This is a genomic window from Fictibacillus sp. NRS-1165 (assembly GCF_050468105.1).
Taxonomy (GTDB): Bacteria; Bacillota; Bacilli; order Bacillales; family Fictibacillaceae; genus Fictibacillus_C; species Fictibacillus_C terrinigri.
In genome coordinates this window covers 22,518-43,010 of sequence record NZ_JBDPNU010000004.1, presented here as the reverse complement: position 1 = coordinate 43,010, position 20,493 = coordinate 22,518, and the positions used below count along the sequence as shown (strand labels likewise).

Here is a 20,493-nt window from a genome sequence, read left to right as displayed (position 1 = left end):
ATATAGGAAGCTGAGATGTTTCATAAAAAAACAGCGAGGCGTTTTAGCGCCGCGCTGTTTTTTGCATTTCTACACCCACCACATGTCTGCAGGTGTTTCTTCAATAATCACATCATTCAAATTTTTTACGGCACGTGCGAACCCTTCATTAATCGACATGAGGGGATCCTCATGTTCAATACTGACGACATAATCATAGCCATACGTTCGAAGGGCACTAATCATATCTGACCATTCCTGAACACTGTGGCCGCATCCTACTGAACGGAAACTCCATGCCCGAGATTTCACTTCGCCATAAGGCTGCATGTCTGTAAGACCGTATAAGTTCACATTGTCCTGATCGATATAAGTGTCTTTCGCATGAAAATGGTGGATCGCATTTTCTTTGCCTAGTATTTTAATAGCTGCTACTGGATCGATTCCCTGCCACCATAAATGGCTGGGATCAAGATTGGCACCGATGGCGTCGCATGTTTCTTCACGAAGCTTTAATAGCGTGTAAGGGGTATGAACGAGAAATCCGCCATGGAGTTCCAACCCGATTTTCACATTCTTTTCCTTGGCATACTGTCCCCACTCCCGCCAGTAAGGAATCAATTTTTCTTCCCACTGCCATTTTAAGATGTCCCCATATTCGTTCGGCCAAGGGGTGACCGGCCAGTTTGGGTATTTTGCTCCCTCATGATCCCCAGGCACGCCTGAAAAGCAATTGACGACAGGCACACCGAGCAAGCTGGCCAAATCAACGGTTTTTACGTACGTGTCATGTGACTGGCGAGCAAACTCTTGATCCGGAGAGAGTGGATTGCCATGACAGCTTAGCGCGCTGATCGTCAGATCCCGTGATTCCACGTGATGGAGAAAATTCTTTCGTTTCTCTTCACTATCCAAAAGTTCATCCAGGTTGCAATGTGCGTTTCCCGGGTAATTGCCAGTCCCGATCTCTACCGCTTTCACACCGGCTCTCTTTACATGATCGAGCATTTGTTCAAATGGCATCTCTGAAAATAATACTGTAAAAACTCCTAATTTCATTGAGTCTCCACTTCCTTTCTATGATTAAGTTTAACGCTGCTCCCCGTAAGGCTGCTCTCATAGATTGCTTCGATCAGCATGGAGACCATTCTCGCCTCCTCAGGCTTGACCACTTGCTCAGCAAGGCCAAGACAACTGTCCACAAAATTTTCCGCCTGTGGGTTTCCAGGATTTTCATCCCCGGGTATAAAAGATGCATCGGAATTAAGAAGCATACCGTGTTTGGCTTGATTTAAATGAAAAGGAAAAACATCCAGCCCGCCTTTTTCACCAGATATGCTGACATTTTCCACATCATCCTTGATATTCGCAGACCAAGAAGTTTCCAATAATAGAGAGGCTCCGTTTTCAAAACGGATATAGCCTGTTACGTGGTCGTCCACATCAAACGATTCATGGTCAAATTTACCCCATAAGTTTACCTGATCAGGCGTCCGGCTTAACAGGTTATACTGAGACCCCATGACTTCTACCGGAACAGGATTGCCCATGAGCCATAAAGACAAATCCAGCAGATGGCAGCCATAATCGATTAAACTCCCCCCTCCCTGCAGCTCTTTGTTAGTAAAGACGCCCCAGCCGGGAACTTTTCTTCTTCTTAGCCCTTGGGTTCTGATCACAAGTGGTTCACCGATCTCTCCTTCGATCATCACCTTTTTGGCAGCTTGTGCATTTTTCATAAAACGATAATGGTAAGCGATGGAAAGGATTTTACCTGATTCTTTTGAAGCCTGAATCATCCTGTCGCATTCCTCAGTTGAAAGCGCCATCGGTTTTTCACATAAAACGTGGACACCAGCCTTTAGTGCGGCTACCGCAATTTCTGCATGAAACTTGTTAGGCGTGGATATGATCACCGCATCAATATGAGGAAGCATCTCATGATAGTTCCCGTAAACTGACGGAATATCATACTTCTCTGCCATTTGTTGTGCGCGATGAACATTTATATCGCTTACTCCCGTAATCACTGCTTTTTCAGCTAAATTTTGAATGGCTGGAATATGCCTTCCTTCAGCGATTCCTCCGACACCAATCAAGCCTACTTTAAGCAAATTCATGCCAGCACCTCGTTTTTCAGACTTACCGTCTTTTTCGTTTCGCTTGCTTTTAATGCACCGATAATAACTGCGAGAGACCGTTTTCCTTCTTCTCCGGAAACAGCAGGTTCGGTATCCTTAAGGATGCACTCTGCAAATCTCGAAATGACACGCGAATCATTTTGACCGCCGGAATCATTGGTTTGAATCTGGCCGAGAGAATAATTGACTGTAGAGCCGTCTTTGTATTGAGCGATCAATGAATATTCCGGGCTCTCCTCCAGACGCAGAATGCCTTTCTCACCATAGATAATGGTGGAGTTGTCCTCCTTCGACACATAGGACCAGCTCGCCGCCAGTGTTCCGATCACGCCGTTTGCTGTTTTTAAAATACATACCGCTGTATCATCCACCGTGGCGTTTTTCTTTGAAGACGTTTCCACAAAAGCTGCTACTTCATCGATTTCTTCTCCTAGAATGAACCGGAGTAAATCTGTTTTATGAACACCAAGGTCTCCCATAGCTCCGATGAATGCTTTTTCTTTTTTGAAAAACCAGCTGTCCGTTCCATCTGCACTCCAGGTTTCAGGTCCGGGATGCCCGAATGCAGTTCTAAAGCTGTAGATTCTGCCTAAATCCCCAGCAGCAATCAGTTCTTTCGCTTTCTCATGAGACCGGACAAAGCGCTGATTATGAGCAATCATTAATTTTTTCCCATTCTTCTCACTGGCCAGAATCATTTGTTCGGCTTCCTCCAGGGAAGTTGCCATTGGCTTCTCACATAAAACATGTTTACCGCTGTTCAATGCAGCAATGGAAATGGGGGCATGAAGGAAATTCGGTGTACAAACACTGACGGCTTCAACCTCAGGGTCATTAAGGAGATCTTCATATGAATAATACGCTTTTGCGCCGTATTCTTTGGCAATATGATCTGCTCTCTCATGATTAATGTCACAAACTGCCGCAATGATTGTTTGTGTATTATTTTTGTACTCTGGTAAATGTCTGTGCTGAGCGATGCTTCCACATCCAATGACTCCTACTTTAATCATCCTGTCTTCCACTCCTCTTATTTTTGATTGGCAGCAATTGCTTCAAGCGGTTTAGCGTTTCCATATACCGGTTTATCGCTTCCTGCCGGTTTTGCCCATTGAACGGCATTTAATATAACCTTTTGTACATCAGCATTATGATAGGTGGGGTACGTTTCGTGCCCGGGGCGGAAGTAAAAGATTTTTCCTTTTCCGCGTTTGTAGGTGCACCCGCTCCGGAAAACCTCTCCTCCTTCAAACCAGCTGACGAATACGAGTTCATCTGGAGCCGGGATGTCAAAATGCTCTCCATACATTTCTTCTTGCGGGAGTTCAATGTATTCTCCGATTCCTGATGCAATCGGATGGGATGGATCAACGACCCAAAGCCGCTCCTTTTCATCCGCTTCACGCCATTTTAAGTCACATGAAGTACCCATCAATTTTTTAAAGATCTTTGAGAAGTGCCCAGAGTGAAGGACGATGAGTCCCATACCATCCAGAACCCGCTGATAGACACGTTCTACTATTTCTTCTTTCACTTCGCCGTGGGCAAGGTGTCCCCACCAGACAAGAACATCAGTCTCATCAAGAACCTGCTGGTTTAATCCATGTTCTGGCTGATCAAGTGTTGCCGTTTCAGCGTCCACCCCTGCATTTGATAAAAATTGCCGGATAGCGCCATGAATTCCTTCCGGATATACTGCACGCACGGCCGGATTATTTTTTTCATGACGGTTTTCATTCCAGATGGTTACCTTCATTCCGTTCCACTCCTTTTATTTATGTAGAAATAACTTCTTCAAGTTAGTAGGTAAACGTTTACGTATCTGACGAGGTAGAACCTTTTTACTTTTCAGAATGTAAACGTTTACCCTTATTTTACGGCACATTATCCGTTTGTCAAATGTTAATATACAGCATGTTTAAATTTTATGTTCTTGGCAGTGTTCCTTTCTCCCTTTTTCCATGCAGGTTTCAAAATTATGAGAAAGGCTATAGTACTGTACAGACTCATTTCAAAGGAGAGAATCACACAATGGATAGCCAAAAAAAGCAAAAGGAATTGCTGGATCGAAACGACAAAGATAATGCGTTTAAACGGAGCCAGGAAAAACAATTGGAACGGGATCAGCTCGTCATGCCCGCGGATGATCTTCCATTAGAGGATATAAAAGATGAAAAAAATGAGGAAAGACACAAAGAAGATACGAAAAACACTTCGTCATCCGAGAGAAAACTGAATCCTCCCGAAGGTGAACGCTAATTACGATTTAAACAAAGCCGGCTCTGGCAGATTACTGCGCGAGCCGGCTTTTTAATGTTGAAGCTGGTTGGTGTTTTCATAACTCAGCTTCCTGCTCCCATGCTTTTACGGTCTGGTCGCCCGGCAGCAGAAACGTAAGTACACCGGCGATCGGAAAGAAACTGATCATCACCATAATAAACCGGACACTGAAAGCATCTGCCAGGTTGCCGAGAATAACGGAACTAGTGCTCCCATCCCAAAAGCAAGCCCAACGATCAGACCGGAAACCATGCCGATTCTTCCGGGAAGCAGTTCCTGAGCATAGACAACAGTCACTGAAAAACTTGTCATCAAAATAAACCCAAGGAGAAAAAATAGGGGATAGATCCAAAATAAACCAACGTGCGGCAGAACAAGGGCTAGGGGAGCAGAACCCAGCATCGACCAGAAGATCATGTTCCTCTTCCCAAGCCGGTCAGCAAGAGGACCTCCAAAAAATGTTCCAAGAACCCCGGCTGCCAGAAAAACAAAAATATAATACTGCGCATGGCGGATAGAAAGGCCATAATCGTCGATCAGATAAAACTGATAGAAGTTAGAAATTCCCGAGAAGTACCAGGATCGTGCAAAAACAAGAAATACAAGCAGACAAACAGCAAAGGCAATTTGTTTCTTCCGCTTTGGATTTGCGGCTTTCTTCGCCGACTGTTTCGTAACCCTGGGGAAATTTTCGAGACGGGCCCGGTACCATCCAGATACAAAAACCAAGACGATGATGGCCATGGCTGCAGCCGATGTAAACCATATGGCTCCAAACTGGCCGAAAGGAACAAAGACAAGCGCTGTCATGACGGGGGCTAAGGAATTCCCTGTGTTGCCCCCCACCTGATAGATGGATTGGGCGAGACCCCTCCGCTTTCCAGCAGCCATATAGGCAACACGTGAACCTTCCGGATGGAAGACGGCTGACCCAAGTCCAATCAGGGTAACCGATAGCAATATGTACGCAATGTTACTGGAAAAGGCAATGCCAATCATTCCAATCAAGCTTGAAGCCATCCCAAACGGCAGCAAAAACGGTGATGTCGTCCTGTCCGTGTACCATCCAACAACAGGCTGCATAACAGAGGAAGTAATGTTCAGTGCAAATGCGATCCACCCCAGCTGAGTAAAAGACAGATTCATAGACTTCTCCAGAATAGGAAAAATAGCCGGAATAACCGCCTGCATTGCATCGTTTAACAAATGCACGAAGCTGATTGCAAAAAGAACCTTGTAAATCGTTGCTGACGTGGAGACTTCTTTTTGTACAGAAACAGCACCCATGAAAAATCCTTCTTTCTCTAATTGGTTTATAATGTTAAAGATTATCATTCTTTTACGGATTTTTACAAACAAAAAAGAAGAAAGAGCGCCAGCGCTCTTTCTTTTGAGGAAAACGGTTTATAACTTTTCGATGATTTTGTTGATAATTCCGTATTCCTTCGCTTGTTCAGCTGTCATGAAGTAATCACGGTCAGTGTCTTTTTCCACCCGCTCAAGGGGCTGTCCTGAACGGTCTGAAATGATCTTATTCAGAATTTCCCTCGTTTGAATAATCCGTTTGGCATGTATGATCATGTCTGCCGCCTGACCTTGTGTTCCTCCAAGCGGCTGATGGATCATGACCTCTGCGTTCGGCAAGGCAAACCGCTTGCCCTCTGCCCCCCCAACCAGAAGAATGGCACCCATGGAAGCAGCCATACCGATGCAGATGGTGGAAACAGCAGGCTTGATAAACTGCATGGTGTCATAGATGGCCAATCCAGCGGTAACCGATCCTCCTGGAGAATTAATATAGATGGAAATATCTTTATCCGGATCTTCAGCAGCGAGAAACAGCAGCTGAGCTACAACCGAATTGGCTACATTATCATCAATAGCACTTCCAATAATGATAATACGGTCTTTCAAAAGCCTGGAATAAATGTCGTAGGAACGCTCCCCGCGGTTGGTTGTTTCTACTACCATTGGGACTAAATTCATTTTTATATTCCTCCTATTGAATGATTATGCAGCTTGGCAGATCGGGGTTGAAGCCGCGCCAGCTGATGCTATTTTTCCAAATCCGGACGTAATATAAATCACTTTTGCCGGTTTTTTTTCTTCATTTTCAATCGAGATTTCAGTCTTAAGTTCTTCTTGCCCGGAATCTTCCCTTTCAGCCCGCTTCTCCTTTAAAGCAATAACCTTTTCCTCTCGGCCAGCCGGCTTACTGCTCTTTTCCCAGGCGATGGAAGGGTGCTTTTTTACTTCATTCATCCTTCAATTCCTCCCTCAGGTTTTGGATAAACAGCGATAGACACTTGAAAGTCTTCGCCTTGCTCTTTCTTTCCGGATTGATATTTACCAACAAGCTGTTGAAGCAGTGAGAAATATTCATTGATGAACTGGTTGCGCTCCTCTTCATTCGATAAGGAAACCGTCGATTGCAGAACGGCGCTCGGAATTTGCTGATCCTCTGCTCTCTCCATAAGCTGAAGCGCATCTTTCTTCATCGTTTCCGTTAGGGATAGAACATGGGCCAACGCATGCTGATCTTTTAATTTTTGTGAAGCTTCCGGTGATAGCCCTAGTGAATCAGAAAAAATTAATGTTTTAGCAACCGCTTGATACAATACTTCTACCAAATTTCTCACATTCCTCGTTCCTGCCCTGAAAACAAGGCCTACTTTCTCGAGAGCTTTAAGATGGTAATTAATCTTCTGCGGAGTCTCATTAAGCTGTTTTGCTATTTCTGTGGCTGAAGCCGGATCTTTTAGAGCACTCAGCAGCTCGGAACGAATGGGATGAAGCAACGCGGCAGCCTGCTCAGGCAGCGTTACAAGATAAGTCTCTTCGATGGATGCCTTCTTTTTCACTGGTTCACCTCACTTAAAAATTTTATTTTACGTAAAATTATCTTATTACGATAGGCTTATCTTTGTCAAACTTTTCAAATGTTAAACAAAAAAATAACAGAAGCTCATGCTTCTGTTATTTCATCAGAGGTATAGCGGCCAGTACGATAAAGATGACCACCATAACTGTATTGAAAAAAAACTCTGCTTTAAATTTAAAATAATATCGTTCGATGGCCCGAAACAAGAATACCGCCGCTAGGATTCCGAACAACAAGGCAGGGCTGTTAATGTACATGCCATTCCAAAGAGCAAGCAAAAAACCCACGGACAGCAGGACCATTTCAGAATAGACCCATGTCTTATTTCTTTTTTTCATTGTGGCACCTCTTTCTTTCGTACTCTTGTATTGTACGAAGAAATTCTTTATTCGGTGCCCATCCTTTTTCCTAAACGAGTCTTTCTTTGTATGCCTCCTCCACCTGCTGCAGCAATCCTCTTGCCGCTCTCTCGGGATCCTCATGATGGCTGATGGCAGTTATGACAGAAACTCCGTCTGCCCCGGCTTCAACAACGTCAAATGCATTTTCTTCTTTAATGCCGCCAATACCCACAATTGGAGCTGTAATTCCTTTTGCCCTCAATTCTTTCACTACTGAAAAACCCATGACATCACGGGTATCCAGCTTTGTACTTGTAGCGTAAATAGGGCCGACTCCCAAATAATCAGCCCCGATCTGCACGGCCGTTTGTGCTTCTTCTGCATTATGAACAGAAACTCCAAGAATTTTATCAGGAATCCGTCTGCGTATCTCTCTGATGTCTCCATCCTCCTGCCCTACATGCAGTCCATCCGCGTTCAGACTGATCATGAGATCAAGATCATCATTCACAATAAAAGGAACGTGGTTTTTCCGGCAAATTTTTTGCAACCGAAGGGCCAATTCCTTTTTGTCTGCAGAAGAAAGACAACCTTCTCCTTTCTCCCGGTATTGAAACAGCGTGACTCCACCCTTTAGCGCTTTCTCCAAAACAAGCTCAGGAGCCTCTTTGCAATTCAAGCTTCCCATAATAAAATAAACCTTCATCCGTTGTTTTAGATTATCATTTTCCACCCTGTATACCTCCTAAACTCCACCTTCCCGCTGTCTTTAAATCTTCAGGTTTCAATCGAAACAGTTCATCCAGCAATGCCGTTTGAAAAGAACCTGGGCCTGCTGATACAGCTTGTGCACGTTCGGCACAGATTCCAAGCATCGACAAGGCACCCGCGGCTCTCTGACAGGACGAGAGGCTCGTTTCCAATGATTTGGCCAAAAATAAACCGATAAGAGAAGTTGAAAAACAGCCTGTTCCAGTGACATAAGATAGAATTTCATGTCCCCCGGTAATGGTTATGCGTTCCTTGCCATCACTCACCACATCTCTTTCCCCTGTAATGGCAATGACCGAGCCGAACTTGGCGGCCGCATGCAGTGCAAGCTCTTCATGGTTTCCTGACAAATCGCCGTCAACTCCTTTTCCGCCCCACTCTCCTTCCATCAAGAATGCGATTTCCGCAGCGTTCCCGCTAATAACATCAGGAGAAACCTGTTCAACCAGCTCTTGGACCGCATCTTTCCTTAGCCTGCTCAATCCTGCCCCAACGGGATCCAATATGACAGGAACACCCAGTTGCTTCGCCTTTTTTCCTGCGATCACCATCGCTTTCACCAGGCTCGGGTCGATTGTTCCAATGTTCAAAACCAGTGCGTCAGCAGCCATGACAGCTTCTTCCGCTTCTTCATAGTGATGAGCCATCATCGGGCTGCCGCCAGATGCAAGGATACCGTTCGCTAAAAAGTTCATCGTCACCTGGTTCGTGATGTGATGAACCAACGGTTTTTGGTTTCTGATCTCCTGTAAAAGGTGACGTAATTCGTTCATGCTTGATTCCTCCTGTATGCCCAATGGTTAGTCGGTCCATGGCCGCTTCCAATATGGAGCGGATGACTGATCGCTTCCTGAATAAACGTTTTTGCTGTATGAACCGCATGTAAAGGCGTCTTGCCCAGTGCCAGTTCAGCGGCTATTGCAGCGGCAAACGTGCACCCTGTTCCGTGCGTCTGGGGGGTGTCAACTCTTCTCCCTTGCAGCTCATGCATATGCTCGCCATCGTAGAACAAATCAACGGGTGCTTTATCAAGAGTGAGATGGCCGCCTTTAATCACGATCATACGCGCTCCTAATTCATGCAATAGTTTGGCCGCATCCTCTCTGCCTTTCCTGGAGCAGATGCTTTTACCTGTTAATCGCTCCGCTTCAGGAATATTCGGAGTCAGGATCGTGGCCAGTGGAATTAGATGTTTTTTCAATGCTTCTACTGCATCCTCCTGGAGAAGATCTGCTCCTCCTTTTGCAATCATTACGGGATCTACAACGACGTTTTTCCAGCCATGCTTCCGTATATGCGCTGCAACTGCTTCTATAATTTCCGCACTGAAAAGCATACCTGTTTTGAGTGCCTCGGGACGCAGGTCGTCTTCAATACTTTTTAACTGTTTCATGACCATTTCAACAGGCACAGGATGGATCTCTTGAACACCTAATGTATTTTGAGCGGTAATGGCTGTAATGACAGACATGCCATAAGCCCCCAATTCCTGAAAAGTCTTTAAATCTGCCTGGATGCCGGCACCGCCTCCTGAATCTGAACCTGCTATCGTCAATGCTTTTGGTGTATTCAGCATAAGTCAAGAACTCCTTTCACCACTTATGAAGCTTGTTTTCAGCCTAGTCCACATGCATGCAGCTGGACCAGGACCCCTTTGAGCGGTAAAAAGCCGCCTTCCAGAAGAGAAGGCGGCTTAAACGAAGTGTATGCTCATTTTGGTTTAAGCCACTTCCCTCCGCCGGTTTTAACCGGATCAGGTTCAAAGGGTCAAAGATATCTTTTCTCAGCTTTAAATCAAAGCTCCCCTAGTGGTTTACGATGTATGATGTTACTTCTATCCTATATGACAGCGGCTGAAGCGTCAAACGGAGGATAGGATTTGTCGAAAAGTTGGGCTGCTGTGTTTAAAAACAGATGGATACGGGCATTATTTATATAACACCCGATAGAAAACGTGGAGGGAGAGAACGCCAATGAATATAAGAGAAAAACTAGAGCAATTAAAACAGAACCCTGAAGATGTTTACAGCCATTCACAATCCGAAGGCCGTTTCTCAAAAAATTACACGAACCCTGTTGAAGTCAAATATATCCCTACAGAAGATGTTTTCCAATTAAGAGTATTTGATATGGAAGGCGGTGAACAGCTGGACAGCAAAAAATTCCATTCCGTTGATGAAGTTATGGATGATTTAAACTTTGAGAGGAATAGTGGGTAAATCTAAATTTTCAGAATTAAATAGTTGCTATTATCTGTATTGATAAGTATACTAGTAAAAACCCATAAACGCATCAGCTTTCAATCCTACAAGCTTTTGCAAAAAAATTCAAGGAGGAATAGAGCATGAAAGACAACACATCGTATAATAAAGACATGAACGATCTTGTGAAATATAAGCTTCAGAAGAAAAATGACCCGTTCGCTTTTAATATGGTTGCTCAGATGATCCTTGATGAGTCGCTGCACGCCCATCAGATGAAACGTTATAAACAACAAATAGATGAAGCCCTGGAAAAACGGGATGAAAAACTCTTTATGAAATTAACCGATGAATACATTAAATTTCTAGGATAAGAAACCAGACCTTTTACTGGTTTGGTTTCTTTTTTTGCACGCTTTTTTCTTTTTGAGTAAACCCATACCCCTGTGCCGCTAAGAGAATGATCCCGGTGATAATCCGATAAGAGCAATAATGAGATAAGAAACCGCATGAAGCATTCCATTCCATGTCTCTTTCAATAAAGCCTTGGCTTTGGCCCACGTATTCAGCTGTTTATTGTCTGTGCCTTCATTCTTCACCTCAAAATGAACCGTTACCGTTGAAAGTTCGCTTTGATTGTTTAAAAAGTTCATTTCTGCCCTGAATCTTTTCGATTTGTTCCTGCATACCAGCAAGTTCCTTTGAAATGTGAAGGAGGTCCTCTGTTTTTTCTGCATTTTTCATAAAGTTTTCCAAACGGGTTCGGACGAGCCGCTTTGCTTTCAGCCGTACTTCCAGGTCTGTATATTCCTCTGTAACGTCTCGACCGTTGATCACCTCTTCAGGACTGCCCGTGCTTAATGCCCTGGCTTTACGTGTAAACGCAAAAAAACGATCCTGTGGAATCCTTACTTTTAAATAACCTCCGCTATGCCCTCCTTCTTCTGATAAGGTTTCGCTTTCAACGATGTAGCCGCCCATCTTGTTTGCAGCTGTTCCACATCGCTCCGGGCCTTCTTAAAGTTTTGAACCGTTATCGTAATCTGACTCGTGTAGATCATCTTTTGCTTTTGGGTATCAGACTTTTTAGTTTCTGACCTATCCTTTTTCATGGCGATGGAAGAGCTTCCTCCTTCAGATGCCTTCTCTGAAGTGCTTTCTCCCATACTGCTGCAGGAAGCCAAAAAAAGAACGAGTAACAGGCAGAAAGCGCTGAATTTCCTATTTCTCTTTTTTATCATCATCATATCCCCCTTTTAACAATAGACGACTAAACCGGCCTGACAGTTGCAATAAATGGAAAACTCATGTCAAAAAGTTGCAATATCACGCGAATATGCTAGTATTTACAAAGTGATTTATTTACAACAAGAGCAGTTAAGTACGGAGGATACCATGAATAAAGTAGGAAGAAACGAACCGTGTCCATGTGGCAGCGGCAAAAAATATAAGAATTGCTGTCTGCGCTCGGTCACAACCGTTCAGATGAACAAAATCGTTGAAATTAGCCGTCATCAGGAAGGTGCAGCCAAGTTTGCCTTTGATCATTTTCAGGAAGAAATGGGAAGCCGAACACGTAAATACATAGAACAATACCAGATTGGCAGAGATCAAGAACAAACGTACGCCAATTTGATCGTTTGCTGGTTGATGTTCCAATCTGATATGAAGGACGGCAAATCGCCGATGGAGCTTTATCTTCAAGACCAATTAAAGAAAGAGCAGCCGCAAATTATGGATGTCCTAAAGAGCTGGGAGAAAAGCTCCCCATCTGTTTATAAAATAGATTCTAACATAAACCGAAATACCTTTTTGTTACAGGATGTAATGGACGGTAAGGAATACACTGTTGAATTTAATAGCGAAATTCTTCCGCAAGAAGAAATGGCTCTTGTCGGTTTCCTCATCTATACAGGAGAACATTATGAATTTTACATTGATTTTGCCTTGATCCCTCAAGGTGAATGGAATGGCCGCTTACAAGGGATGTTTCCCCAAAAAACAGCTTTGAACACTAACTTCCCTCATGCTTTACAAGCACTCTTGTCAAAACAGGAACAGACTGGGGACAACAGTATTTCTCGACAGGATGATCCAATACTCGCTCACATTAAAGAGAATGCAACAGAAGAGATAGTCAATGAGGCAGAAAAAATCTGGAAATCATGGAACAGTGAACAAAAGCTTGTGATTCGAAAAGAGGAACCATATGCGGCTGCTATTCATTACAGAGTGTGCAAGGATGTCCTGAACATACCTGCTACTCAGTCAGAAATCGCAATCAAGTATGGGATATCAGCATCCAGTCTTTCTTCTAAATACCGCCAGCTTAAAAACCTGGCAGACTAAAAAGAACCTGCTCTTATGCAGGTTCTTTCTATGTGCCCGAATTTGATGATCGGTAAGCTGTGCAGCAAACTTCTATATTTTCATAAGCTTCGGATTCTGAACCTGCAATCGGCCCCCGCTCTAAACGATTCCTGATCATCGGCATCCGTTCACCTCCGCTCTTTTACATCTTATTTTTTGTTGATGCGATCCTTTTTATTCGATAAACCAAAAGCTCTGCTGACAAAAATCAGCAGAGCAGAAGGATGAAGCAATTATTTGGCTTGTTTGTGCAAGGATTCTTCAGTTCCATCCTTGCCTTTACTTCTATTTAAATACCAATACAAAGGTAATCCAATCAGGGTAACACCTATAGCTGTAAGACTGTCTCTCGGATTATCAATAATCGTTGCGATGACGATGTAGCCAGCCCCTATGATCGCAAACGCTGGAACAAGTGGATACAGAGGAACACTGTACGACCGCTCCTTCTTTTTGTTTCGCTTTCTCAAAAGGAAGACAGCAAAAAAGGCAAAAATGTAAAAGATATAAATAGCGAATATCGCCATGGCTGACAGATAATCCGGATTAGACAACAGCATCAGGATAACAGCGAACACGACTTGCAGTCCTGTAGCAGGAATCGGTGTTCCAAACTTCTCGGAAACGGAGGCTAGAAAATGGGATGCCGGCAGCTGTTTCCGTTGAGCCATGGCGTAAGTTACCCGCGGAAATGTTAGGATCTTACCATTCAAACACCCGAAGATAGAAACCGCAATCCCAATGGCAATAAGCTTCCCTCCGACCTGACCGAATAATAGAGTCGCCGCTTTACCTGCTGAGTTCTCGCCAAGGCTTACAATCGTACTTGCCGGCAGAACATGAAGCATCGCGATATTTACAAGCAGATATGCTGCGGTAACAATGAGGATGCCCCCGATGATGGCTTTCGGGAGGATCTTGGCAGGATTTTTCATTTCACCCGCTACAAATCCGACCATGAGCCATCCGTCATACGCCCATAATGTCGCAAGTATAGCGGCTCCCATACTAATCTCACCACCAGTCAACCCGCTGCCTGCAGAAAGAACCTGTTCATTTCCTTTCCAAATCCCAAACACAATAATTAATACAATGGGAAGGAGTTTACCGGCCGTGGCGACATTCTGTACAATTCCTCCATACTTCGTGCCGAAACTGTTAATGACCGCTAAAAAAACGACCGTTATGATTCCGATCCAGGGGCCAGCCTTTTCATTCCATTCGAACAGATTTGTGATTAAAGAACCGAAATACAGCCCAAGGCCCCCAATAATCGCTGGTCCGTAAATGACAGTCTGAACCCAGCCGCTTAAATACCCCCATACTTTTCCGTATACTTCTTCCATATAGACGTAGAGTCCGCCTGTTTTCGGTATTTGAGTGGCTACTTCAGCTATTGTCAGGCCGCCTGCCAAGGTGATCAGCCCGCCCAGCAGCCACGCAAGCAATGCCATACTGGAGCCGCCCGCATACTCAATTACTTTTCCAGGCTTCATAAAAATACCTGATCCGATCACTGTTCCGATTACAATAGACATCGCCACTGAAAGCCCGATGTCTTTTTTGAGACTTGCTTCTGTGTTCACTCTGCTGTCCACTCCCAAACTATTTTTGTCTACTCTAGAAGGACTTCTTGTAAAAACCTTATCATAGCCGGGATGATCTGTCACTACGATCAAAAATAGTAATAGTATTCAAAAAAATACAAATATATTATTATAGAAGTATAGGGCTTTCCCATCTTTCTTCAGATACCCTTTTTAAAAGCGGTAATTCCCAAATACAACAGCCCGATCAGTCCAAAGAGCGGATAGAGATAGTGCAATAGTGAAGAGTATCCAAAAAGGCTGATTAAATATCCCCCTCCCATCAAAAGGCACAGTATAACGTTGGAGGAAAGCTTGATGTATTGTTTTGCCGGTTCCAGCAGGCCGAATAAATTGCCGATCAAGGTCGTGAAAATTTCGCCATAGACTACGATCAAAAAAAGAAAATGAACAATTGCACCAAGCTTGCTGATGATCTCTGCGACCGGTATTTCATGATGTATGGACTGCGGCACTAAATAAAGAGCAAAATGGCTGTTAAGCAAGATAAAAGTTAATCCCAGGCCTCCAATAAATCCGCCCCATTTAATAACTGTCTCATCCTCTGCTTCACGGCTTAACGGCACGAGAACAGCCTGGGACAGGGTTAAGTTAAACGCGGCATAAGTAAAAGGGCTGAAGAGCCATTTCCAATGCCGGGTAAAATCTTCCGTTCGGATAAGGGGAGCTTCTATAGGTGAAAAAAACATAGATACCGAAATGATGATCGAAAACAGAATCATGACAGGAACGATAACCGAATTCGTCCATAAAATACCGTCCATTCCTTTTTGCATCACTATGAAGCACAGGATGACCGTTAGGATGATCCCTGCATGAAATGGCAGATGAAGCTGTTCTGAGAATAAAGCCCCCGTCCCTGACAGCATGACCGATGTGACCCCAAACAACATGATAAACATGATAAGATTGATTCCTGTGGCAATCCGGTCCCCAAACAAATACCGGTTTAACGCTTCATAAGTGTCTGCGCCGATTGTTCGTGCAAGCAGCATGATTTTCGTACCCAGATAAATAAACAGGAAACCGCTGATTAAGATCCCCAAAAAACCGGCAGAACCATGAACGGTAAAAAACTCCACAATCTCTCTTCCCGTCGCAAAACCCGCTCCTACAACCGTGCCGATATAAGTGGCAGCAATTTGAATAATCTGTTTACGCCGTATACCCATCATACCCTCCAACTCCGCCCGTCCTTTCTGTTTAAATGTATGCCTGGACGAGGATTTTAGAAGGGCACTGTGAGAGCGGAACGCATTCCTTTTAAACATTAAACCCTTTAAGAGGAGATCGGAAAACGATAATAAACGTGTCCAGTAAATGTCTCAATTGCATCCCATCGGGAATACGATATCTCCACCAGATTAACGAACTCCATTGCTGCGCATATGGTTTCGATAATCTCCTCATGTTGCTGTCCATCAAGCACCGGTCTTTCAATTTTGGTATTGGTCCAATCGTATGCTCTTAAAGCACAATATGCTGCGGTATAAACCATACCTTGCCATTATTTCATTTTTCCACGGTCTCATATCAATGAAACCACTCCCTTAATTCCATAATATTACCGAACAAACGTTCTTGAAAACTGGAAAATAAAGAGAGAACCGACTTTATGCTGTCGATTCTCCGTATGAAAACCTAATCCTTATCCAACTTCCCCTCTAACAAAACTAGGTTTTCTTGGAAGTTATATTCGGCAAATTGAGCACCATACGCGTAATTAACCATTTTAAGCCACAAATCAGAACGTTTACCTATTTGGTATAGCGACTTTTTATGCTTGACAACAACACTCTCAAACGATTGATCGTAGATAGCTGGCGGGAATGAGCACCGTCCATCACACCGACCTTTGCAATGGTTGAGGTGTTGGTCGGTAAGATAGCACCTAATAGCACCTTTCTCTCTACAGCGGTTAGGAAGTTACCGAATTACATTCCCTTTCGAAAAAAGCCCCGATTTGAAGGATTTTCTTCATTAATCTTCTATCTTCACTTTTCCTAAATCATCTTGTATTACCTTGCTTAGATCTTTCTGTTTTGACCGCAGATAAATGTCATCCATGATAAATACCAAGTCGTTCTCTCTGTTTAAAACAGCGAATTGATAGCCCTCTAAGTTCTTTTCTAACTCATTTATTTGCGGTTGGGTTAATTCGTTTGGTATTTCTTCAACAAACTGTATATGCATTTCCTTGCTTTGTGAGTCTCCCTTTTTAAATGATGGTCCTGGCTTTGCCAAAGTTTGCTCCAGCGAAGTGACTTCCATAGTTTCATCGGGGAAACCAATCACAAAGGAGTAGTCAATTCCTTGTGATAAGAATTTTACAAGCTTACCGCTTAAATGGTAGTCCATATCAAGAACAATCTTTTTTTCCTAAATACTTAAATGATCTAGGGTGAAAATTGAATTTGTCAAATCGTTTACCAAAATCCAATTGTTTTTGTAAAGTCAATTCTTCTTTTTCAGGTTTGGCGGCTTGCGCGCTCGGGACGTTCTCTTCTTTAGAAACCGGCTTGGTTTCCTCTTTAGAACAACCTGTAATCGCTATTAACAAAATCAAGCAAGCCAGAATTTTTTTCATAAAACTTCATCCTTACATTTTTTGTTGATCTGAATAATTTGGTTGTTATTTTTCTGATAATTATCTGCTTAGCTTTCGGTTCGATTTAGTTCCTATACCGCTTTCTCTCGCCACCAGATCTGCCCGACTGAACGGCTTTATAATAAAGTCAGGCGCATTTTCTATCCTACATAAGAGAGCAACCGTTCTACAGAATGGTTGCTCTTTGTTGAGCGTCGAATTGTTAGTCCTCTAAATTTCCCTTATGTCCACCAAAGGATTTCTCCATTCATCCATAAATGTTAGTTACACCCTTTACTATGGCTAGGCATATATCAATGACTATAACCCTTTTGAAGACGTCTATATTTTATGGAAAATTCTTTTTCTCCTAATCTGTTGTTACTTAGAAAAAAATTAAGTGAGAGTGGAAAATGATGAGCATAGAGATAATCATTATGGGATTATTTGTGGGTTTTTTAATAGGTTTAACAGGAGTAGGAGGCGCAGCTCTTTTAACTCCTATTTTAATTATAGCCGGAATCAATCCCTCTATTGCCGTAGGTACTGATCTTGTCTACAATTCGATTACTAAACTTTTTGGCACTGTACAACATTGGAGACAAAAAACAGTTAATGTACAATTAGTCAACTTTCTTGCTATTGGCAGTATTCCAAGTGCCACTGTAGCGATCATCCTACTGAATAACTATACCAACAGGTTTAATCAAGATCAAATCATTAAAAATGTGCTCGGATATGTTTTGATTTTAGTTGCCCTATCGATTATTGTACGCATGTTTTTCGATAAAAAGTTAAGGCCCAACCGTTTGCAATTAATGCCAATTGAACAAAAAAAAGGATTAACAATTTTTATTGGTATGCTATTGGGTTTTATTGTAGGCCTTACCTCCATTGGATCTGGGTCATTGTTTGCTGTTGCGATACTTTACCTCTATCAACTAAAGGGCTCAGAGTTAGTAGGTACAGATATTGCGCATGCATTTTTGTTAGTAACGGTTGCTGGCTTACTCTATTTAGGAGTGGGTAGCATCAATTATCCTATTGTGATGAATCTACTTACAGGTTCGATACCCGGTGTATTGATTGGAAGCACATTGTCTGTCAAAGTACCAACAAGACCACTTCGAACCGTTGTCGCATTGCTAATCTTGATTAGCGGCATCAAACTTTTATAACGGGAAAAATCAGAAAAAATCGAAGCGTAGACCCTTCCGCCTCGTTTTTTTTTCGTTACTATAGCATCGCGTCGTTATTGATCAAAATGTCCTGAATATCAACATGTGTAGTGATAGCTTTGATATGCAAAGGCACAACAACTGTAAATGTTCAGAAAATAATCTGAGTCAATCCTTTATGACTAGCTTGGAACTTTAGGCATGTAACCTTAATATACTAAGAATGAAAATCAATGTTATGAAACGCAAATTGTTTACATTACAAGGAGGGAGGTACGATGATGGCTGAATTATCCTATAAATATCTTACGGACAAAGACTATACAAGAATAAACAATACCCTCGCCGGAAGCAGCTCATTAGATATTATCAAATGGGCTTATGAAACCTTTAAAGATGAGCTTGTTTATGCCTGCAGTTTTGGTGCAGAAGGGATGGTCATTCTCGACCTTATAAGCAAGGTGCGACCTGACGCAAAAGTTATTTTTCTTGATACAAATGTCCATTTCAAAGAAACGTATGAGTTAATTGATCGCGTGAAACAAAAATATCCTTGTCTACAGATTGAATTGCTCCAACCTGCCCTTTCAATAGATGAGCAAGCGGTACAATACGGAGATGCCTTATGGAAAAGAAATCCTGATTTATGTTGCAGTATGCGTAAACTTGAACCGCTCGAGAAGATTTTAAACACCAAAAAGGCTTGGATGTCCGGTTTAAGAAGAGACCAATCCCCGACTCGTGCCAACACACAATTCATTAATAAAGATGACCGTTTCTCATCAATAAAAATTTGTCCCCTAATTCATTGGAAATGGGAGGATGTATGGGACTATATTTACCTAAACCAATTACCATACAATACATTGCACAAAAGCGGATACCCAAGTATTGGTTGCATTCATTGTACTTTGCCGGTTAACGACGGTAGCCATTTACGCGCAGGTCGTTGGACCGGCTTAAACAAAACGGAGTGCGGTCTGCATCTGAAAACCTCAAAAAATAAGGAGTGATCCCTTATGATTGAGCCTCACGGCGGAACATTAATCAATCGGGTAAACCTAGAATATGACTGGTCATCGGTTCAACAGCAAGTAGAGCTGGATTCTTTCGCTTTATCTGATCTTGAATTGATTGCGATCGGAGCCTACAGTCCAATTACAGGCTTTATGGGTGAAAAAGATTACCAAACTGTTTTAAATGACATGAGACTATCAAGTGGCCACGTATGGAGTATTCCGATCACCCTTCCGGTTTCGGAAGAGAAGGCCATTTACTTAAAACTCGGTGAAAAAGTAAAACTTGTTCATAAAGGAATTGTATATGGGATTTTGAGACTGGAAGAAAAATATCATCCAAATAAACATTTGGAAGCGGCAAAGGTATATCAAACCACAGACCTCGCTCACCCCGGCGTAAAAAAGCTCAGGGAGCGGCCGAGTATGTACCTTGCCGGACCAATTACCCTTGTAAAACGCCTGCCAAAGAATGAATTCATTGAGTTTTTCGACGATCCAAAAGAAACGAGAGCAGCCTTTAGGAAGCGGGGCTGGAAAACCATCGTCGGCTTTCAAACAAGGAATCCTGTTCACCGGGCACATGAATACATTCAAAAATCTGCTCTGGAAATGGTTGATGGACTATTCCTTCACCCTCTGGTAGGCGAAACAAAGGCGGATGACATTCCTGCTCCAATTCGAATGGTGAGTTACCAAGTCTTACTTAAAAATTATTATCCACAAAACCGCGTGTTTCTTGCGGTGTTTCCGGCGGCGATGAGGTACGCAGGCCCCAGAGAAGCGGTCTTTCACGCGTTGGTAAGAAAAAATTATGGATGTACACATTTTATAGTCGGGCGGGATCATGCGGGGGTTGGCAATTTCTATGGAACTTATGATTCCCAGCTTATTTTTAATCAATTTACCCAAGAGGATTTAGGAATTATTCCATTGTTCTTTGAACACGCTTTTTATTGCACAAAATGCGGGAATATGGCCACGGCCAAAACATGTCCTCATAGCACACATGACCGAGTTATTCTTTCGGGTACAAAAGTAAGGCAATTGCTGAGGAATGGTGAAGCTCCGCCACCTGAGTTTAGCCGTCCAGAAGTGGCAACGGTCTTGATTAATGGAATGAAAATAGCTTCACATTAAA

26 protein-coding genes, 1 pseudogene and 1 riboswitch are annotated in these 20,493 nt (G+C 43.0%); of the genes and pseudogenes, 7 read left to right on the top strand and 20 right to left on the bottom strand.

Annotation, left to right across the window (positions count from 1 at the left end; genetic code table 11):
• Positions 1-69: 69 nt before the first annotated feature.
• The 4 genes from ABHN01_RS01435 to ABHN01_RS01420 are packed head-to-tail and all read right to left on the bottom strand — an operon-like array spanning position 70 to position 3,876.
• On the bottom strand, positions 70-1,038 hold the full coding sequence (locus ABHN01_RS01435) for a sugar phosphate isomerase/epimerase family protein (RefSeq protein ID WP_290399937.1): 969 nt from the start codon (positions 1,036-1,038) through the stop codon (positions 70-72).
• Positions 1,035-2,099 carry a Gfo/Idh/MocA family protein gene (locus ABHN01_RS01430; RefSeq protein WP_429874085.1) on the bottom strand — a complete coding sequence of 355 codons (1,065 nt, stop codon included), beginning with the start codon at positions 2,097-2,099 and terminating at the stop codon, positions 1,035-1,037. The genes ABHN01_RS01435 and ABHN01_RS01430 overlap by 4 nt, the downstream gene beginning before the upstream one ends.
• Entirely contained in the window at positions 2,096-3,133 is a 1,038-nt protein-coding gene (locus tag ABHN01_RS01425; RefSeq protein ID WP_429874084.1) for a Gfo/Idh/MocA family protein, read from the bottom strand. The genes ABHN01_RS01430 and ABHN01_RS01425 overlap by 4 nt, the downstream gene beginning before the upstream one ends.
• 17 nt (positions 3,134-3,150) lie before the next feature.
• Positions 3,151-3,876, bottom strand: a complete 726-nt coding sequence (locus tag ABHN01_RS01420) for a ThuA domain-containing protein (RefSeq protein ID WP_429874083.1) — start codon at positions 3,874-3,876, stop codon at positions 3,151-3,153.
• 275 nt (positions 3,877-4,151) lie between these two features.
• On the opposite strand from ABHN01_RS01420, the gene ABHN01_RS01415 reads away from it, so the two are divergent.
• Positions 4,152-4,379 carry a hypothetical protein gene (locus ABHN01_RS01415; RefSeq protein ID WP_429874082.1) on the top strand — a complete coding sequence of 76 codons (228 nt, stop codon included), beginning with the start codon at positions 4,152-4,154 and terminating at the stop codon, positions 4,377-4,379.
• 76 nt (positions 4,380-4,455) lie between these two features.
• On the opposite strand, the pseudogene ABHN01_RS01410 reads toward ABHN01_RS01415, so the two are convergent.
• From ABHN01_RS01410 to thiD, 8 genes and pseudogenes are all read right to left on the bottom strand, one after another.
• A pseudogene (locus ABHN01_RS01410) lies at positions 4,456-5,687 on the bottom strand (MFS transporter).
• Positions 5,688-5,804: 117 nt separating this feature from the next.
• Complete coding sequence (gene clpP / locus ABHN01_RS01405) at positions 5,805-6,386, bottom strand: ATP-dependent Clp endopeptidase proteolytic subunit ClpP (RefSeq protein ID WP_429874081.1); 582 nt, start codon at positions 6,384-6,386, stop codon at positions 5,805-5,807.
• Positions 6,387-6,410: 24 nt separating this feature from the next.
• A complete protein-coding gene (locus ABHN01_RS01400; protein ID WP_429874080.1) occupies positions 6,411-6,662 on the bottom strand; it encodes a hypothetical protein in 252 nt (83 codons plus the stop codon).
• Positions 6,659-7,261 (bottom strand): winged helix-turn-helix domain-containing protein, encoded by a 603-nt coding sequence (locus ABHN01_RS01395; protein ID WP_429874079.1) that lies wholly within the window; start codon positions 7,259-7,261, stop codon positions 6,659-6,661. Before ABHN01_RS01395 ends, ABHN01_RS01400 begins: the two co-directional genes overlap by 4 nt.
• 115 nt (positions 7,262-7,376) lie before the next feature.
• Entirely contained in the window at positions 7,377-7,619 is a 243-nt protein-coding gene (locus tag ABHN01_RS01390) for a hypothetical protein (protein WP_290399946.1), read from the bottom strand.
• 70 nt (positions 7,620-7,689) lie between these two features.
• Complete coding sequence (thiE, locus tag ABHN01_RS01385; protein ID WP_429874185.1) at positions 7,690-8,328, bottom strand: thiamine phosphate synthase; 639 nt, start codon at positions 8,326-8,328, stop codon at positions 7,690-7,692.
• Positions 8,329-8,344: 16 nt separating this feature from the next.
• The gene (gene thiM, locus ABHN01_RS01380; RefSeq protein WP_429874078.1) at positions 8,345-9,166 is read right to left on the bottom strand and encodes a hydroxyethylthiazole kinase; all 822 of its coding nucleotides are present in this window, start codon (positions 9,164-9,166) and stop codon (positions 8,345-8,347) included.
• Positions 9,163-9,969, bottom strand: coding sequence for a bifunctional hydroxymethylpyrimidine kinase/phosphomethylpyrimidine kinase (gene thiD, locus ABHN01_RS01375; protein WP_429874077.1), 807 nt, complete (start codon positions 9,967-9,969; stop codon positions 9,163-9,165). Before thiD ends, thiM begins: the two co-directional genes overlap by 4 nt.
• A gap of 137 nt (positions 9,970-10,106) precedes the next feature.
• Positions 10,107-10,210: riboswitch (TPP riboswitch) on the bottom strand.
• Positions 10,211-10,366: 156 nt separating this feature from the next.
• On the opposite strand from thiD, the gene ABHN01_RS01370 reads away from it, so the two are divergent.
• Positions 10,367-10,612 (top strand): hypothetical protein, encoded by a 246-nt coding sequence (locus ABHN01_RS01370; RefSeq protein WP_429874076.1) that lies wholly within the window; start codon positions 10,367-10,369, stop codon positions 10,610-10,612.
• A gap of 125 nt (positions 10,613-10,737) precedes the next feature.
• On the top strand, positions 10,738-10,968 hold the full coding sequence (locus tag ABHN01_RS01365) for an IDEAL domain-containing protein (protein WP_290399950.1): 231 nt from the start codon (positions 10,738-10,740) through the stop codon (positions 10,966-10,968).
• Between the two features lie 78 nt (positions 10,969-11,046).
• Here ABHN01_RS01365 and ABHN01_RS01360 read toward each other — a convergent pair whose 3' ends face one another.
• Genes ABHN01_RS01360 through ABHN01_RS01350 form a run of 3 tightly spaced genes read right to left on the bottom strand, consistent with a single transcriptional unit; the run spans position 11,047 to position 11,835 of the window.
• Positions 11,047-11,247, bottom strand: coding sequence for a DUF4349 domain-containing protein (locus ABHN01_RS01360; RefSeq protein ID WP_429874075.1), 201 nt, complete (start codon positions 11,245-11,247; stop codon positions 11,047-11,049).
• Positions 11,195-11,575, bottom strand: a complete 381-nt coding sequence (locus tag ABHN01_RS01355) for a DUF4349 domain-containing protein (RefSeq protein ID WP_429874074.1) — start codon at positions 11,573-11,575, stop codon at positions 11,195-11,197. Before ABHN01_RS01355 ends, ABHN01_RS01360 begins: the two co-directional genes overlap by 53 nt.
• On the bottom strand, positions 11,509-11,835 hold the full coding sequence (locus ABHN01_RS01350) for a hypothetical protein (protein ID WP_429874073.1): 327 nt from the start codon (positions 11,833-11,835) through the stop codon (positions 11,509-11,511). The genes ABHN01_RS01355 and ABHN01_RS01350 overlap by 67 nt, the downstream gene beginning before the upstream one ends.
• Before the next feature lie 154 nt (positions 11,836-11,989).
• Between ABHN01_RS01350 and ABHN01_RS01345 the strand changes: the two genes are divergently transcribed.
• Positions 11,990-12,943 carry a YecA family protein gene (locus ABHN01_RS01345; protein ID WP_429874072.1) on the top strand — a complete coding sequence of 318 codons (954 nt, stop codon included), beginning with the start codon at positions 11,990-11,992 and terminating at the stop codon, positions 12,941-12,943.
• Between the two features lie 254 nt (positions 12,944-13,197).
• Here ABHN01_RS01345 and ABHN01_RS01340 read toward each other — a convergent pair whose 3' ends face one another.
• The 5 genes from ABHN01_RS01340 to ABHN01_RS01320 form a co-directional block, all read right to left on the bottom strand.
• The gene (locus ABHN01_RS01340) at positions 13,198-14,550 is read right to left on the bottom strand and encodes an APC family permease (RefSeq protein ID WP_429874071.1); all 1,353 of its coding nucleotides are present in this window, start codon (positions 14,548-14,550) and stop codon (positions 13,198-13,200) included.
• Between the two features lie 161 nt (positions 14,551-14,711).
• Positions 14,712-15,743 carry a YkvI family membrane protein gene (locus ABHN01_RS01335; protein WP_429874070.1) on the bottom strand — a complete coding sequence of 344 codons (1,032 nt, stop codon included), beginning with the start codon at positions 15,741-15,743 and terminating at the stop codon, positions 14,712-14,714.
• Positions 15,744-15,850: 107 nt separating this feature from the next.
• Entirely contained in the window at positions 15,851-16,069 is a 219-nt protein-coding gene (locus tag ABHN01_RS01330) for a YolD-like family protein (RefSeq protein WP_429874069.1), read from the bottom strand.
• 482 nt (positions 16,070-16,551) lie between these two features.
• Positions 16,552-16,929 (bottom strand): hypothetical protein, encoded by a 378-nt coding sequence (locus ABHN01_RS01325; RefSeq protein WP_429874068.1) that lies wholly within the window; start codon positions 16,927-16,929, stop codon positions 16,552-16,554.
• Between the two features lies 1 nt (position 16,930).
• The gene (locus tag ABHN01_RS01320) at positions 16,931-17,158 is read right to left on the bottom strand and encodes a hypothetical protein (protein WP_429874067.1); all 228 of its coding nucleotides are present in this window, start codon (positions 17,156-17,158) and stop codon (positions 16,931-16,933) included.
• 416 nt (positions 17,159-17,574) lie between these two features.
• Between ABHN01_RS01320 and ABHN01_RS01315 the strand changes: the two genes are divergently transcribed.
• The 3 genes from ABHN01_RS01315 (at position 17,575) to sat (ending at position 20,492) form a co-directional block, all read left to right on the top strand.
• Positions 17,575-18,336, top strand: a complete 762-nt coding sequence (locus ABHN01_RS01315; RefSeq protein WP_429874066.1) for a sulfite exporter TauE/SafE family protein — start codon at positions 17,575-17,577, stop codon at positions 18,334-18,336.
• Positions 18,337-18,617: 281 nt separating this feature from the next.
• Positions 18,618-19,349: a phosphoadenylyl-sulfate reductase gene (locus tag ABHN01_RS01310; protein ID WP_429874184.1), complete on the top strand. Its 732-nt coding sequence runs from the start codon at positions 18,618-18,620 to the stop codon at positions 19,347-19,349.
• A gap of 6 nt (positions 19,350-19,355) precedes the next feature.
• On the top strand, positions 19,356-20,492 hold the full coding sequence (sat, locus tag ABHN01_RS01305; RefSeq protein ID WP_429874065.1) for a sulfate adenylyltransferase: 1,137 nt from the start codon (positions 19,356-19,358) through the stop codon (positions 20,490-20,492).
• Position 20,493: the final 1 nt, after the last annotated feature.